Annotated in this window: 13 protein-coding genes; 5 read left to right on the forward strand and 8 right to left on the reverse strand. The window is 41.6% G+C overall.

Features of this window, described 5'->3' with window-relative positions; all coding sequences use genetic code 11:
• Nucleotides 1-98 precede the first annotated feature (98 nt).
• Nucleotides 99-5,477 (forward strand): S-layer homology domain-containing protein, encoded by a 5,379-nt coding sequence (locus tag EHS13_RS34585; RefSeq protein WP_155704767.1) that lies wholly within the window; start codon nucleotides 99-101, stop codon nucleotides 5,475-5,477.
• A 54-nt stretch (nucleotides 5,478-5,531) separates the two neighbouring features.
• On the opposite strand, the gene EHS13_RS34590 is transcribed toward EHS13_RS34585, so the two are convergent.
• From EHS13_RS34590 to EHS13_RS34600, 3 genes are read right to left on the reverse strand one after another with little or no spacing between them, the layout of a single operon-like run.
• Nucleotides 5,532-6,212, reverse strand: a complete 681-nt coding sequence (locus tag EHS13_RS34590; RefSeq protein WP_155704768.1) for a hypothetical protein — start codon at nucleotides 6,210-6,212, stop codon at nucleotides 5,532-5,534.
• On the reverse strand, nucleotides 6,209-7,105 hold the full coding sequence (locus EHS13_RS34595) for an ABC transporter ATP-binding protein (protein ID WP_155704769.1): 897 nt from the start codon (nucleotides 7,103-7,105) through the stop codon (nucleotides 6,209-6,211). The genes EHS13_RS34590 and EHS13_RS34595 overlap by 4 nt, the downstream gene beginning before the upstream one ends.
• On the reverse strand, nucleotides 7,102-7,473 hold the full coding sequence (locus tag EHS13_RS34600; RefSeq protein WP_155704770.1) for a GntR family transcriptional regulator: 372 nt from the start codon (nucleotides 7,471-7,473) through the stop codon (nucleotides 7,102-7,104). The genes EHS13_RS34595 and EHS13_RS34600 overlap by 4 nt, the downstream gene beginning before the upstream one ends.
• Nucleotides 7,474-7,686: 213 nt before the next feature.
• Here EHS13_RS34600 and EHS13_RS34605 point away from each other — a divergent pair, with 213 nt between their 5' ends.
• Nucleotides 7,687-7,965 carry a hypothetical protein gene (locus tag EHS13_RS34605; RefSeq protein WP_155704771.1) on the forward strand — a complete coding sequence of 93 codons (279 nt, stop codon included), beginning with the start codon at nucleotides 7,687-7,689 and terminating at the stop codon, nucleotides 7,963-7,965.
• Between the two features lie 78 nt (nucleotides 7,966-8,043).
• Here EHS13_RS34605 and abc-f read toward each other — a convergent pair whose 3' ends face one another.
• Together abc-f and EHS13_RS37320 are read right to left on the reverse strand one after the other, a co-directional pair.
• Nucleotides 8,044-9,954, reverse strand: a complete 1,911-nt coding sequence (gene abc-f, locus EHS13_RS34610) for a ribosomal protection-like ABC-F family protein (RefSeq protein ID WP_155704772.1) — start codon at nucleotides 9,952-9,954, stop codon at nucleotides 8,044-8,046.
• 94 nt (nucleotides 9,955-10,048) lie between these two features.
• Nucleotides 10,049-10,180 carry a hypothetical protein gene (locus EHS13_RS37320; protein ID WP_264373568.1) on the reverse strand — a complete coding sequence of 44 codons (132 nt, stop codon included), beginning with the start codon at nucleotides 10,178-10,180 and terminating at the stop codon, nucleotides 10,049-10,051.
• A gap of 203 nt (nucleotides 10,181-10,383) precedes the next feature.
• On the opposite strand from EHS13_RS37320, the gene EHS13_RS34615 reads away from it, so the two are divergent.
• On the forward strand, nucleotides 10,384-10,731 hold the full coding sequence (locus EHS13_RS34615) for a toprim domain-containing protein (RefSeq protein WP_155704773.1): 348 nt from the start codon (nucleotides 10,384-10,386) through the stop codon (nucleotides 10,729-10,731).
• On the opposite strand, the gene EHS13_RS34620 is transcribed toward EHS13_RS34615, so the two are convergent.
• Genes EHS13_RS34620 through EHS13_RS34630 form a run of 3 tightly spaced genes read right to left on the reverse strand, consistent with a single transcriptional unit; the run spans nucleotide 10,721 to nucleotide 12,773 of the window.
• Nucleotides 10,721-11,293, reverse strand: a complete 573-nt coding sequence (locus tag EHS13_RS34620; RefSeq protein ID WP_155704774.1) for a TVP38/TMEM64 family protein — start codon at nucleotides 11,291-11,293, stop codon at nucleotides 10,721-10,723. The two genes, EHS13_RS34615 and EHS13_RS34620, sit on opposite strands and share 11 nt — an antisense overlap.
• A gap of 34 nt (nucleotides 11,294-11,327) precedes the next feature.
• The gene (locus tag EHS13_RS34625) at nucleotides 11,328-11,729 is read right to left on the reverse strand and encodes a LytR/AlgR family response regulator transcription factor (RefSeq protein ID WP_155704775.1); all 402 of its coding nucleotides are present in this window, start codon (nucleotides 11,727-11,729) and stop codon (nucleotides 11,328-11,330) included.
• 36 nt (nucleotides 11,730-11,765) lie between these two features.
• On the reverse strand, nucleotides 11,766-12,773 hold the full coding sequence (locus EHS13_RS34630) for an HD-GYP domain-containing protein (protein WP_155704776.1): 1,008 nt from the start codon (nucleotides 12,771-12,773) through the stop codon (nucleotides 11,766-11,768).
• 161 nt (nucleotides 12,774-12,934) lie between these two features.
• On the opposite strand from EHS13_RS34630, the gene EHS13_RS34635 reads away from it, so the two are divergent.
• Together EHS13_RS34635 and EHS13_RS34640 are read left to right on the forward strand one after the other, a co-directional pair.
• Nucleotides 12,935-14,908 carry a sensor histidine kinase gene (locus tag EHS13_RS34635; RefSeq protein WP_162463398.1) on the forward strand — a complete coding sequence of 658 codons (1,974 nt, stop codon included), beginning with the start codon at nucleotides 12,935-12,937 and terminating at the stop codon, nucleotides 14,906-14,908.
• The gene (locus tag EHS13_RS34640; protein WP_155704778.1) at nucleotides 14,883-16,028 is read left to right on the forward strand and encodes a response regulator; all 1,146 of its coding nucleotides are present in this window, start codon (nucleotides 14,883-14,885) and stop codon (nucleotides 16,026-16,028) included. Before EHS13_RS34635 ends, EHS13_RS34640 begins: the two co-directional genes overlap by 26 nt.
• Nucleotides 16,029-16,093: the final 65 nt, after the last annotated feature.

Below are 16,093 nucleotides of genomic sequence, written 5' to 3' on the forward strand. Positions count from 1 at the left end.
CTTCTATAAATGTAGTCATTATTAAATCTATCATAATACCTAAGGCTTCCAAATGCTATAATGCTAGATAGATTGCCATATTATGAGGAGGCTCCCGCTTGAAACAGTCACGTCTTATACCCCATTTATCCTTGGTGCTAATAGTAGCGCTAATCTCCACGTTATTGCTTCAAAATATTACCTATGCTGCGGAGGGTTCAACTCCAATTGTTCCCGTAAGTAATGTCTCTAATCCGTCCATTACTTGGAACGATACTGGAAATCATCCGCGAATGCTTCAAGGAGCGCTTTCTTCCTCCGTTCGTGGCGAGTCTGAAATTTATAGTTACTTAGCTAACAACAAGAAGCTATATGGTTTTTCAAGTCCTCAAAACGACCTTAATGTAATCAAAAAAGACAGCGATTCCCAAGGAAAACAGCATTATCTGCTGCAGCAGAGCTACAAAGGGATTCCCGTCTATGGTAAATATATGCGTGCCCATGTCGATTCAAGTAATCAGCTTTACGCTATTACCAATCAATCGATTCCTGAGCTTAATGATATCACTCTGGATACGACGCCTGCAATATCTTCAAGTCAGGCTTCAGCTGCGCTTGTTACAGCAGTAGAGCAAGCAATAGGCCAACCGATTACACTTGGTGGAAACATCGGCCCGCGTCAGTTAACGGATCCTACTGCCGAGTTGATTATATATCCCGTTGACAATCAATACTTGCTAGCCTATCGGGTGAAATTGGAATATCTCCAGCCTTCTTATAACCAATGGGATGGTTTTATTGATGCTAATACAGGGGCTGTCCTTAATAAGAATAGTCAGCTTGAGCATTTCGATGCGATTGGAATTGGTACGGGCTTTTACAACGATAAGAAGATGCTTAATATTTTCCAAGAGACGAACGGCAGCTATAATCTTCAGGATAAAACCAAGCCGATGTATCAAAATATCAATAACCTTGAGACAGGTGTAATTGCTACCTATGATATACAAAAGCAGTTTGAAGGGCCGGTTTGGAGCAACTCCGTTTTTTTCACCGATTCTGATGCTGTAGATGCACATTATAATGCTGGATTAGTTTACGATTATTACCGGGATAAACTTAATCGAAACAGTATAGATGATAATGGCATGGATATCCTTTCCTATGTAAATGTAGGGGCTATCGATAATGCCTATTGGGATGGCTATGAAATGCTCTATGGAGATGGTTCGACTACTTTTAGCTGTTTATCCTGTGCCTTAGATGTAGTAGCGCATGAATTAACTCATGGAGTCACCCAGTATACAGCAGGCTTGGATTATTCCTTCCAATCAGGTGCTTTAAATGAATCGCTTTCTGACATCATGGGCGTGGTTATCGAGAATAAGGATTGGACTATCGGGGAAACGACTGGAATTACTGGGGGCAACCGTGTACTTCGCGACTTGCAAACCCCTTCAAGAGGCCTTGACCCACAGCCTTCGATCATGAGTGATTTTAAAGTTCTACCTCTCTCTATTGATAATGGAGGTGTTCATACTAATAGCGGTATTCCGAATCATGCCGCCTACCTAATTGGAACGGGGATTGATCAAATATCCGGTCTACAAGGGCAAGGTAAAACTCTGCTTGGGCAAATTGTTTATGGCGCCATGACCTCCTATTTAACACCAACCTCCAATTTCATTGATGCGCGGGATGCTTTTGTTCTGGCCGCAGGTGATTTAACAACCGTTGCCGACAATCTAAAACCAGCTCTCATCCAAGCAGTTAAAGATGCTTGGGCGGCTGTTGGACTTGGGTATGCAAATACAATAAGCAATAATATTGTATACTTCAAGACGCCTAATATGGTAGGAGAACCCGCTATCAATTCAACTACTCACACAGTTACATTCCAAGTTACCACAGGCACAAGCTTGAATAATTTAACTCCCGTAATTACTGTTTCACCTGGAGCAACCATAACCCCTGATGCTTCTGTAGCCAAAGACTTTACCAGCCCAGTGAGCTATAGAGTAAGATCAAATCTAGGTGCTGAGCAAATCTGGACTATTCAAGGCTTTGTAGTGCCAGCAATCCGCGATAATGATATTCTAGATTTTGAAGTTGATCAGCAAACCGGTCCTGCGGTTATTGATCGGATTAATCATAGAGTCACCTTTTATGTGGAATCTGATGTGGATGTTACAGCCTTAATACCAACCATTAATGTTACACAAAATGCAACTATTTTACCTGCAAGCGAGACCCCTGTGAACTTGAATAATCCCGTTACTTATATGGTTACAGCCCAAAACGGTACTTCTCAAGCGTGGTTAGTTACAGCCATACAAGATTCAATAAGCCCTAAGCTAGCTTCTGCTTCATCCATCAACAACAATCAAATTACGCTTATTTTTAATAAAGCTATGGATTCTGCTTCGCTTAATAACTCTGTAAATTATCAAATTAAATCATTGGATCCATCCATCTCAGCTCCTAGTATTACTGGAATTGTTGTGGATTGTGTCACTTTCGACCGCGTAACTTTAAACACTTCAAACCTAGTATCGGATAATAAATATAAAGTTACCGTCTCCACTGGTTCATCTACCCTTGGCTATTCTATTCGTCCTGACTGGAATACAGGCTACTTTCTGGTTGCCGATACCAAAGCCCCCGTGTTATCTACTAAAATTATCATGGGAACTCAATTGGTGTTAACCTTCAATGAGTATATAAAGCCATCTTCCGCTGTTTTAGCTTCCCTTATTCAGGTTAAAGTGAATGGAAGCTTGGCAGCTGTAAAGAACACAAGTATCGCCTCACGAAAGATTACTGTCACCTTATCCCAACCGGTTCTACCAACAGATAATATCGTTATCACTTATAATAAGGATAATGCTGTTGCTATCATCCAAGATCTACACGAGAATCAATATCCTTCCTTCAATAATCTTCAAGTTTTAAATCGAACAGCACCTCCAATAATTCTTGGGTCTGCCGGCTCTTTTTACTATAACAAACCACTTAAACAAATGATTAAACATCCAAACCAGCCTATAGTATATTCCATATTTGAAAATAGTAATCTAGTCATTTCTGCCAATATGGATACTGGAGCCACTAAAACCATCACAATGGATCGGGTTCCTGTCCGCTTATTTTATGCGGATAATAAGATATATGTTGCTTTAACCGACAAGCCGCATAATGATGATTGGCAAGAATCCGACCAAACTGGCAGCATAGCTATTCTAAATGCAGATTCATTAGCTAAAGCAAACCAATTTAAGATTGATAGTGACCCTTATGACCTTGTTGTAGATAAGGTTGGCAATATCTATGTTACTTCGGGATCGGGTCAAAACACTTATCTCAAATCCTACTCAGGAGCTGACGGAACAAACCTCTCTGCTACTCCTATCCGTCAACTTTCATATATGGTATACAACTCAACTATTAATAGAATTTATACAATCACTACAGATGAATATGATAGAACTATTAGATCCTTCCATATTGATACTAATGGTAATTTCATTATGTCAAATGACTCTTCAACCCAAGACACATACCCACTGCTTAAGCTTTTAAGAGTTTCTCCAGACAATCGTTTCCTATTTAACTCCTTTGGTTCTGTCATATATAGTTCAGATCAATATATCGATTTGAAACTAGCCCAAACCATTGACGGGTTTGATGATATTGCTTTTGATTCTGTTCTAGAGAAGTTCTATACAATAAAAAATGATATTTTAAAGGTATATAACTACTCGGGCAATAATATTTTGCAGCAAATTACTTTGCCTCAAGCGGCTTCAACTATTCTAATGGGCTCACATCCTAATGAGCTATTAATTGCTTATTCGAGGAATGGAGGAGACAGCACCTCTGTTGTTTCAACCTATGTCCAGTCTAATGGGAATGCATTAGCTGCGAATACTCAAGCCGGGTTTAGCTTACCCGCTCCAACTAATTTGGTACAGGCTTTAAATGTTAATCCCTGTGCTCCTGCTACTGTCCCAACACCTTCACCAGCGCCTGTTGTAGATACCACGCCTCCGGGAGGATCTACTGGAGGAACGCCTCCAACTGGGGGTGGACCTACGGGAGGACCACCTCCGGCAGGGGGAGGAGCACCGCCGCCAGCTGGAGATGGATCAGCAACTCCAACCGCAACCCCAACGCCTACTCCAGCAGCGCCGAAGGGAACTCCATCGCCAACTGGGCAAATGGGGAAAGATGATCTAGTCGTTGAGCATCAGACCGATGCGTTTGGAAAAACATCATCGAACATTAAGCCAAATGTCGAGAAGCTGCTTGATGCGCTTAAGTCTGCACAATCCGGCTCCGAGCAGTATGAGAAGGAGAATAACGCAGCTATTGTACCTTCTATTGTCATACCAGTTGACGGCACCTCTGATCGAGCAAATGTAGAAATCCCAGCAAAGCTTTTCGCCGATGCCAACCAACAAGCACCTAATGCGGTTATTATTATGAAATCTGATCTGGCTTCCTATACCTTGCCTGTCCAGCTCTTGACCTCACAAGCGATGAAGACTTTTTTTGGGGATAGCTTTGATATTACTAACTCCAAGATCAACATGACTATAGAAAAAGCAAACGATTCGCTTAGCAATCAAATCAAGCAAAAGATGGCCTCAGACGGTTACACAACTTTAAGTGACTCGATTAATTTCACGCTCTCTGTAGAATCCAATGGTAAAACGGTCGAGATTATTGATCTACATGGAACCTATGTTGTTCGTTCAATAGTACTTTCGACAAACGTAAACACCGCTTCTGTTTCTGCACTGGTATTTGATCCAATAACCAATGAATCGAGCTTCGTACCTGCACTAGTGAGGGTTGAAGCTGGCAAAACGATTGTCGATATTAAATCGCCCCACAACAGTATTTACACACTGGTGGATGCCTCCAAAACTTTCGATGACATTGCTCACCATTGGGCCAAAGATGATATCGAAATTATGGCTTCCAAAAAAATTGTCTTAGGGACAACCGCGCGCACCTTTATGCCGGAACAACTAATCACAAGAGCCGAATTCGCCACATTCTTAGTTCGGACTTTAAGCTTGTTATTGCCACAACCGAATATCAATTTCAAAGATGTTAATACAAAGGATTGGTATGCAAGATCTGTAGCAGCGGCTGTGCAAGCTGGTTTAGTCACTGGTTATGCCGATGGAACCTTCGCTCCAAACGGAACCATAACCAGGCAGGAGATGGCCGTTATGATATCACGTGCAATGAAATATGCAGGTGGAGCCCAAACTATCATCCGCTCAGCTCCCCCAGTTTCTAGATTGAATACTTTTAAAGACAGCAGCAAAGTTCCAAGCTGGGCTGCGGATGATATCGAGCAGCTGTTAGCGAACGGAGTAATGGCGGGTATATCCAAAACACAATTCGAACCTACCGCCTCTGTAACTAGAGCTCAAGCGGTCACAGCCTTGAAGCATATGCTTCAGCAGCTAAAATTCATCAATTAATAATCAGCAAAAGCCGGAGCATTTAGCTTCGGCTTTTTTCATGTTCTGTCTTTATTAAACTGTAGCTCTTCGCAACAGCAAGTAAGCAATAATTCCATAGCAAGCAAGCAGCGGAATCATCCACAAGCTATAATCAAAAGCGGTTTGATCCCCCAGCCAATTAAAAATAGGTTTCCACCAATTGTTGCTTGTGCAGAGGAAGCTAAGTATCGTGAACAGTACGGAAAAACCGATGTAGAATACATACATCCCTGTTCGGCCAAATCTTCGATGGATACAGGCCGTAACAAAACCAAGAAAGAAAAACTGCAGCAAGGTCATAAAGCTGATCCACAGCTGCTCCCATACAGCTCCATCACTCCAATATTGGATATGAAAGAAATGCAGCTCTGTTCCCCAGCTATTAAACCATGAGTGCTCAGCTACAGCTAGCAAAACTAACCCAACAGCATTCACGATGCTTGCTAGAGTAACAGTTAGCCCTGTGCCTAACAAAAAATCGATTCTCCTTACACTAAACCCGATTGCAAAAGGAAAGGTTTGGGTTACCGTAATAATCCCTGCAACAAACACGAATATATAGAAGGAAGCAAGTCCTCCAGTGTATAAATCCTCCGTAAAAAAGCTGATGACCAGGTTAACTAAAAAGCTCGACATCATAATCATCCAAGGCATCATAAACCAGCTTTTTTTATCTCTTAAATGCATCTTCCATACATTAATAATCGAGATCATATTACAGTCACCGCCTTTTTTGCCGATTTGCCATTTGTAAGATACACGACTAATTGCTGCAGGGAAATCGCAGTTACCTCTAATCCCAGTGCCTCCGCTTGCTTCATACCCGCTATTTCCGTTTGCTCCATAATCACCGCTGAACTCAAACCACCTAATGACTCTTGATGAAGAATCTTTTTCCCAGCTGTAAAAGTTTTGACCACCGCTTCTGGACCCACAATGGAGAATGCTCTTCCACGCAACGCATCTGCGTCTTCATTAATAATCATTTTTCCGTCATCAATTAACATCACATGCTCCAATATCCGACTAACCTCATCAATGAGATGTGTAGACAATATAATAGTTCTTGGATAGACCGCATAATCCTCAATCAATGAATCATAAAACAAGCTGCGAGCCACTGCGTCCAATCCCAAATAAGGCTCATCAAAAATCGTAAGAGGCGCTCGGCTGGCAAGCCCAACCACAATACCTACAGAGGACATCATGCCTCGAGAGAGCTTCTTCATCCTCCGATCCAAGGGTAGTCGAAATTGTTCAATCAAAGATAATGCATACTCCCGATCCCAATTAGGGAAGAAGGAGGCTGAGATTTCCATAACATCAGCAACAGTAAAATTATCCGGATATCTTTGGCTTTCTTTAATAAAGCAGATTTGGCTAAGCACATGTTGGTTCTCATAAGGATCCTCACCAAAAACCTTAACTTCTCCACTTGTTGCAAATAGCTGTGCCGTTAGAATATGCATGATCGTGGTTTTACCCGCTCCATTTCTTCCTAGCAAGCCATAGATTTTATTCGCTTCCAGTGAAAAACTAACTTCCCCTACCGCCATTACCTTTCCATACGACTTCACTAATTTCTTTACTTCGACAATGGTACTCATTCCAATCCCTCCCCTTTTGCGATCATTTCAGCTAATTCCTCGGATGTAATCTTCAGCTTCTTGGATTCCTGCAGCATCGTAACTACATACTGCTTATAAAATTGCTCCTTACGTTTCTTCATCAACTCCGCACAAGCCCCTGTTGCCACAAACATACCGATACCGCGTTTTTTGTATAAAATCCCTTGATCCACTAACAAATTAACACCTTTTGCTGCGGTTGCTGGATTGATTTTATAAAAGGCAGCAAACTGCAGTGTGGATGGAACCTGCGTTTCCTCAGGCAGCCTTCCCTCGATAATGTCATCTTCAATTCTTTCCGCAATTTGTAAGAATATGATCCTGTTTTCGTCTATGATAAATCCCATTCGCACACCACCAAACTGGTTAACTACTTATGTAACTAACTATAGGACGTATTGCTCTTATTGTCAATAGTCGTTTAATAAATTTTTTAAACAATAAAAAACTCGCCACCTCTAACCGAGGACTTACGAGCTTCCGAATGTATAAAATAGGATTTTCTTCACATAGTAAGGAAGTGTAGTTATAGGAAATAAATTTATTTGGGAGGATTAAAAATGGCCAAGCACAGCGAAACAAGCTGGAAACCGGATAAACCGATTAACCAGCTATCTAATGCAGTGGATAAAGCAACTAATGCTTTAAAACAAGCACAGTCACATCCAAGTCCACAGTTAATTCACCAGGCACAGAATGCCTTAGAACGGGCAGAAAATGGAGTTATGTCTGCTTATTTAACAGCTGAGAATCAAGAGCCTTTTGATCGGCTTGATGAGCAATTGGATTTGGATCGGGAAAAATTAGAGCAGTTAGAGCCTATGAAGGGTGAATCTTAATCGGTAATAGTGGCTTATGAACACAATGTAAAGCCGGTTTCCGGCTTTACACCTCAGCCTCACAAACTGTTGTCTGCTTTACTTCTCCTGTTCGATCCACTGATTATAGAATAGCTCCAGCTCCGCCTTCAGCGCTTCCCACCGGCTCACAGTCTGACCATAATTAATTACATCGTCCGCACAATTCGGCGTTTGAAAGAACGCATCCAGCTCAGCTAGCTGCTGTTCGGCTGCGGCAATGGATTGCTCTAGGCGAGCTCGATTTCGCTCAACGGACAAATTCGATTTAGGCTTGTGCACTTCTATTACAGTCTTCTGCTTTTTGGGAATGGCTATCTCTATAAGCTCGCGGCTGGATTCGAGTTGTTTTTGCTTTTCCCTAAAATCATCATAATTACCCAGATAACCAATTAACTTACCTTTCTGAAGCTCCCAAACTCGTTTTGCCATTCGATTTATGAAATAACGATCATGTGATATGACTAGCACTGTGCCTGGAAACTCCTCCAAAGCAGCCTCCAACGCCTCACGAGAGGAAATGTCCAAATGATTCGTCGGCTCATCCAATAGCAGGAGATTGGGTTGTTTGTGCAGCAAAATAGCTAATCTAAGCCGAGTCCACTCTCCTCCAGACAGTAAATTCACTGCTTTAAATACATCTCCGCCATAGAACAGATAACCTGCAAGCTTGCCTCTAGCTTCCCCCTCCTCCAGGCCAGCTTCCTCACGGAATACCTGTAAAACGGTTTTTTTGCGATCCTCTGGCGGCTTCTCTTCTTGCGCTAAGTAACCCAGCTCTATTCTTGAGCCTAACGTTACATTTCCCGAATCGCAGCTCTCTTCCCCAAGAATAAGCTTGAATAGGGTGCTTTTCCCAGATCCATTACTGCCGATTAACGCTACCTTGTCGCCATACTGGAGAGATTGCTCTACTCCGTTTAGGATCCTTTTATCTCCAAAGCACTTCTGTACTTCCTCTAGCTTTAGTACTTTTTGCCCGGATCGATCCCCTTGCTTTAATTCGAAGTCTACAGCCCTGGGATCAAGATCAGGTCGCTTAATCTTCTCCATACGATCCAACGCTTTCTGCATGGAAGCCGCACGACGAAAAAACTTTCCATTGTCACCAATCCGCCCCCATTCCTCCAGGCGTTTTATCGTTTCCTTCATTTGTTTAATTTTCTTCTGCTGCTCTTGATAGCTGGCGAATTGCAGCAGCAGCCTTTCATCCTTCTCCAGTGAATAACCACTATAATTCGTATGATATACAAAGGCTTCACCATCTTCAATTTCCACAATCTTAGTCACAACGCGATCCAAAAAATAACGATCATGGGATACGATTATGCAGGTCCCCTCATAGTTATTTAAATACGTTTCAAGCCACTCTACACCCGCTAAATCCAGATGGTTAGTAGGTTCATCCAACAATAATAAGGTTGGCCTTTCAATCAACAATGTTGCCAGCCCGACCTTAGTCTTCTCCCCGCCTGATAAAGATGCGAAGCGTCTGGTAAGCTGTTCGACTGGGATCCGTAAGCCTTGGATGACTTGATTCATTCTCGCATCCATTTCATAACCGCCGCTAATTTCATAGGATTCCTGCAGCTCTGCGTACTTCTTCAGCAGCCGTTCCAAATGCTGCTCATGCCCCGTGCTCTCTGCCATTTGTATCTCCAGCTCTGCCATCTGGTCTCGACAAGCAATCAGCATTTGAAAGCCCAAAGCTAAAACTTCATAAACCGTAAATTCATCCTGCTCTTGCGGAATTTGCGACAAGTAGCCTATTTGGGTTCCTTTGCGGATCGCAAGCTGTCCCTCATCTGGATTCAATTGACCTGAAATCAGCTGCAATAAGGTCGACTTTCCACAACCATTTCGCCCAATTAATCCAACTCGCTCTCCTTGACGAATTTCGAGTGTGAGATCCTCCAGCACCAATTGGGCACCATGGTATTTCTTTATATGTTGACAGCTTATAATCATGATTGTTTAATCTCCTTAGAATTTTTTGCACAAAAAAACCGTAGGGAAATTTCCCTACAGCTCAGTGGATACGTTCCGTTTGAGGTCAAGGTAGGCGTCATTTCGCGAATGGTGAAACCGTATATGCTTTATTGGACAGACTGCTCCATTTGCCCATAAATACATGAACGATGCCAGCCATCGCGATCGGCAACTGGCTAATACGGTTATTCACTAATTCGTGATTCATCCTACCTCACCCCCTTCCTAAAGATAGCTTCACCATACCATACCCACTTATATCCATGCAATAAATCATAGCTGTAAAGATTAGTTATATTTGTTGTTTCTGAGTTTGGATTTCCTATCATCTGGGTGTACAATGAAACCAGCTTTAGCTAAGCTTTTCAAGTAATTTAAACTATTGCATACTATTGCATTACCGGAGGCAGCATGGAAATTGTAATCATAGTAGAAGGCAAACGAGACAAAGCGCGGCTGAAGCGAGTTCTTACAGATGAGGTTCTGATACTATGTACATTAGGCACTCCTGGAACGGATCAGCTTGAAACACTGAAGAAACAAGCAGGCTCTTTGCCGATTTATCTGTTTACCGATAATGATTCCTCAGGAAAACGTATTCGTTATTTACTTCGCGAATTATTCCCTGAGGCCGAACAAATCTATACAAGACGAGGTTATGCAGGTGTCGAAGGAACTCCTGAGGAATATCTGATTCAACAGCTTGAGAAAGCAGGTTTGGATGAATTTATTGTCTATCCCAGCCCCGCTATTCCTTGATATACCTCGATTCAATTTTACGACCAATTACAATGAGGAATAGGATTAGCAGAGCTACCAAAATTAGTCTCCACGGTTCCTTGAACAATGCCGAAAGATCATAACCAACAAAAGAAACCAAGAGAATCATGACTGCTTTACCTAGTGCGGTTGCAACTACAAATACACGCATCGGCATTTTGGAGATACCGGCAATTAAGTTAACAAAAAACGAAGGCGTAAAAGGAAAGCAAGCAAGCAGGAAAATCGGCATAAACCCTTTATGCTCCAGCCATTCCGTAAGCTTACGTGAACGAGGCCACTTGCGATCAATAAATGCCCGAAATCTATCGCCAAACCTCCGCACAAGCCAAAAAACACTAATCGAACCGCAGAATACCCCAATCCAAGAAAGCAGCATCCCTTCCCAGAAATTATAAGCGTTTACGTTAGCAATAATGATCGCGAACAAAGGTAAAACCGGTACAAAAGCTTCCACCATCGCCGCCAATATACCAGGTAATGGCCCAAGTGCTTCATATTTGTTTAAGAATATCTCAATATCTTCCCATGAAAGTTGCATCTATATTTTCCAATTCTTCTAACTCATTTACCTTTTACTTTACCACAGTTCTAATAAAATTGCGCTTTTCAACTCTTCGCAGCAGCTTCATAATGGTTTGGTCCAGCCTCGGTTGCTCTATTGGCTTCAGCAAATAATCCATTACATTCAAATTAAAGGCTTCTATTGCATAATGTGGTTCAACCGTCACAAAAACAATCTCTGTCGTCTCACAAAGACGCCCAATACGAGCAGCTATCTCCAAACAATTAATATATTGTATATCCAGATCAAGAAAAATCATATCTAAGGGATAGCGATTTAGAGTTGCCAATGCTTGATAGGGGTCTGAATAGGAACCAACCAAGTGAAGAAATTCATAAGGGACCAGCATTCTCTCCAAAATGGAAAACGCAGCCTTATCACCATCAATTAGCATGACATTTAACTTTATCACTGGATCTCTTCCTTTGGTTGTATGATTTTTCCTTTATTACATGATAATCTCCGATATTTTCACACTGCTATCCATGCTTAGATCTATAAATCCATTCTCTAATTTAATCAACGGGTGTATGTCATTACTGGGATTGATTAACACAATTTCACCTGCTCTACCGTCTGTAAGCAACACCTTTTTGCCAACCATTCGCTTGGTAATGTTACTAATAAACATCGAAACAATATAAGGCTCAAGCTTACCAAAAGTCTCATGCCGCATCTGGGTTATTATTTCAAAAAATGGAATCGCTCCATGATGAGGACGCTTAGACGACATCGCATGAAAAATATCTGCTACCGCTACAATTTTGCTAAACTGATCAATTCGATCTTTGCCCAAACCAAACGGATAGCCAGAACCGTCTTCTTTTTCATGATGCTGCAAGGCCACTAACGCCATTCTATGACTAATACCAACTGTATTTTTTAATAATTCATAGCCAAAAACCGTATGTGCTTTCATCACCTGATTTTCTTCTTCCGTTAGCTTACCGGGCTTGGTTAATATCTCTGTGGGAACTCTAACCTTTCCAACATCGTGGAGAATTGCTGCAAGTGATAGGGAGGATAGCTCGGCTTCAGGCAGATTCATCCACTTTCCGATTAAGGTCGCTAATACACCAACGCCTACATTATGCTCATACGTATAATTATCCTTAGCCTTAATTGCCTCAAATAATCTGAAAATATTAGGATCATTCGCTATCTTCTGGAGTGTAGGCACAATGATGTTCTTGAATTCCATTACAGGAATTTTACGCGAGTACTCAATTCCCTTGAACAATGCCATGCACTGATCAACTAATTGCAACGCCAGCAGGTTCGTATGGCTTTTAGTCGTACCGTTTGCAGCTTCCAAAACAATTGAAAATTCATCTATTTCATGCTGCTTCATTAACTCAATGTGCTCATACTCTATTACCGTTTTTGCAGCAACAACAACTAGCCCTACTCCATTTACTACATCATATTTAAGCGTTTTTCCTAAAATATACTTCATTGCAGCTTAAACCTCCTCTTGCATTTCACCACGTTCTCCTATTTTATGACATGACTCTCAACAAATTCTTTACATCCCTTACACCATCAAACAAACGCAGGAAAAAGCAAATCTTATGTCGAATTATACACAAGGTTCATCATCGCGAAAGGAAAAAACCTATGAAATGGATGCATCTTTTACCCAACCGTAAAAAACGTTTGATCGGTGTGATTCTAGCAGCGATTCTACTTGTGACCATGCGTTTCGTATGGCCTTTTGTGTTTAACGGTTATGCACAGCCCAAAGCTGTTCAGGGTGTAATGGATCTTCGTCAATGGGATTTCCAATTGAAAGGCAAAGTAAAGCTGAGAGGAGATTGGACCTTTGTCCCTAATCAATTTATTTCTCCTGCCGCTCCTCATTCAGACTTAACCCATGCTACTTTTGTGAAAACTCCTCATTTGTGGAATGCTTTTTTTGACAACAAAAAAACGACACCGCTAGGCTATGCCAGCTATCGGTTGAATATCCTTCTGCCTAAAAACAACAATACTACCTCTGTGGAACCTGTTATTTATGCTTTCAAAATACAGAATATCCGTAGCGCGCATACTCTTTTTGTCAATGGAGTTCCTCTAGGCAATCTCGGTATTCCTGGTAAAGCTAAAGCCAGCTATAAACCGGAAAATTATCCCTACATCGTCTTAACCAATATTAAAGGGAACGAAGCCGAGGTTATTCTACATGTAGCTAATTTTGACCATCAGATGGGTGGAGGTATCCTTCTACCTTTAGAGTTTGGCACAGCTGACCAAATCATTACAGGTAAGAAATATGCCGAAATGAGTGATACCGCGATTATTGTGCTTCTGCTTTTGCTTGCTATTTTTTGCGGGTTTTTATTCAGCTATCAGTCCAAACAAAGGCATCTGCTTTATTTCATGTTATTTTGTCTCAGCAGTTCTCTCTACCTCATGACCAATAGTGAAAAACTGCTAATAGCGACTGCTGCTTTACCCTTTAACGTCTATACTGATTTACAAATGCTTACAACCATTGGAATAGTTTATTTTGCCTACAAATTCATTATCTGGCTGTACCCTGAATTATCTTTGAAATCGATCCTTTTGGTAATCCAAATTATTTGTGTAGGTTATACCTGTCTTTTTCTATTCACACCGATGACTTTCTATTCGCTATTCCTCCCCTATTGGTATTATTTTTTAGAGATTATGATCATTTACATGCTGGCTATTCTGCTGAAAGCCGTTTGGATTCATCGCGAAGATGCGCCTTACCTGTTCCTTGCTGCTGTAGCTTTGATGTGTAATGGAATTACTTATATTTTACAGATTTACGATATTATTCTCCCTTTTGTTCCGCCTATCGATTTGATGATTTTTGCATTAAGCCTTATGCTGCTCGTTACTCATCGATTCGTAGAAACTATGGAGCAGGTCAAAAACTTGTCCTTGCAGCGTGTTCGCATAGAAATGGCTTTTTTACAAGCTCAAATCAAGCCTCACTTTCTATTTAACTCCTTAAACACCATTGGTTCTTTTATCGAGACAGAGCCTTATAGAGCTCAAGATCTCCTGGGAGAGTTCAGCACTTATTTACGCTTCAGCTTTGATTTCACCAATTTAGAGCCTTCTGTCCCCTTCGATCGGGAGTGGACGCTAGTAGAAGCCTATTTAAAGCTAGAGCAAGCCCGTTTTGGTGAAAGTTTACAAATATATGTAGATGTTGCACAAGCAAAAGACATACGTTTACCCCCCTTATCTCTACAGCCTCTAATAGAGAATGCCATTCGCCATGGTGTCATGAAGCGATCGGAAGGCGGTAGTATTCGAATAACAGCCCGAGTCATCGATAATGAAGTCGAGCTAGCCGTCGAGGATAGCGGGATTGGCATTCCAAATGAGCAATTGGTTAGTCTCCTAAGCAAACTCTCAATCGACTCTGATTTTGATGAAACGCCCAATACCTCTGATGTGAATGGGATTGGCCTTAAAAATATCCAGCACCGTTTAGTTCACACCTATGGCAAAGGTTTAATAATTAGCAGTATTGTTCAACAAGGAACCCTTGTTAAATTTCGTATACCGAAGGAGACGGCGAAGGAAAATGACATTGAAAATACTTTTGGTTGACGATGAAAACCCCGCATTGGGCTTTCTAAAACGCATGTTATCCACCTACCCGGATTTATCGATATCTGGCTGTTTTAACGAGCCTCTTCTAGCTCTTGAATTTCTTATTACGGAGAAAGTAGATGTCATCTTCTTGGATATTGAAATGCCAAAAATTAATGGTTTAGAAGCCGCAGCACGAATTAGTCAGCTATGTCCAGACGCCGATATTGTGTTCGTTACCGCATACTCGCAATATGCCGTAGAAGCGTTTAATTTAAATGCGTTGGACTATCTGCTAAAGCCTTTACAGCGGAATCGTGTCGATCAAACCATTAATAAATTGCTCAAACAAGCTGAATCCAGGCAACCTCAAGCTCAAATACAAACTCCATTACCAACTGAGGATCTGCAAATTCAATGCTTGCAGCAGTTACATCTGCGTAAAGCTAATGGCGAACCGGTGCAGCTGCGTTGGCGTACTCAGAAAACAATGGAAGTATTCGCGATCCTCATTCATTATCGTCATCAAACCCTGCACCGCTCTATCTTAATTGAGCTGCTCTGGCCAGAATGGGAGCCTGAAAAAGCAATCGCTCATTTACATACCGTCATCTATCATTTAAGAAAGGTTTTAAAAGAAAAGCTGCCTACGATGCATATGAATTATGAAAATGAAGGCTATCGCTTAGACATGGGGAGTATTCTGATAGATATTGAAGAGTGGGAACGCAGCTTACATTCAGCACCATCACTGCATACAGAAACAATTGAGGAGCATCTACTACTGCAGAAGGCTTATCTTGGCGATTACTTGGAGGTGCCAGGCTATCTATGGGCAGAAGGCGAACGTCAACGATTGCGCATCCTCTGGCAGAATCATGCCGTTCGATTGGTTGAATTTCTGGAGAGCAACGAACGCTATAGTGAAGCGATTAACTGCTATAACCACCTTCAAGCTCGAGCACCTTTTCTAGAGATCAGCTATCTGGGACTTATGCGTATCCACGCACGCAATCAGAATAACAAAGCTGTAAAGCAACAATACGAAGCCATGCTTCAATTATTCTCTCAAGAGCTTAATATTATGCCATCTAATGATGTGCAAGATTGGTTTGCCCAATGGGCAGTTGGGAAGTGATAGCGGAGCTTTCTAAAAGTTTCCTAAATCAACCAAAAGAGACACCTTTTTGAAAGGTGTCTCTT

Source organism: Paenibacillus psychroresistens, from assembly GCF_009728935.1.
Classification (GTDB): Bacteria; Bacillota; Bacilli; order Paenibacillales; family NBRC-103111; genus Paenibacillus_AC; species Paenibacillus_AC psychroresistens.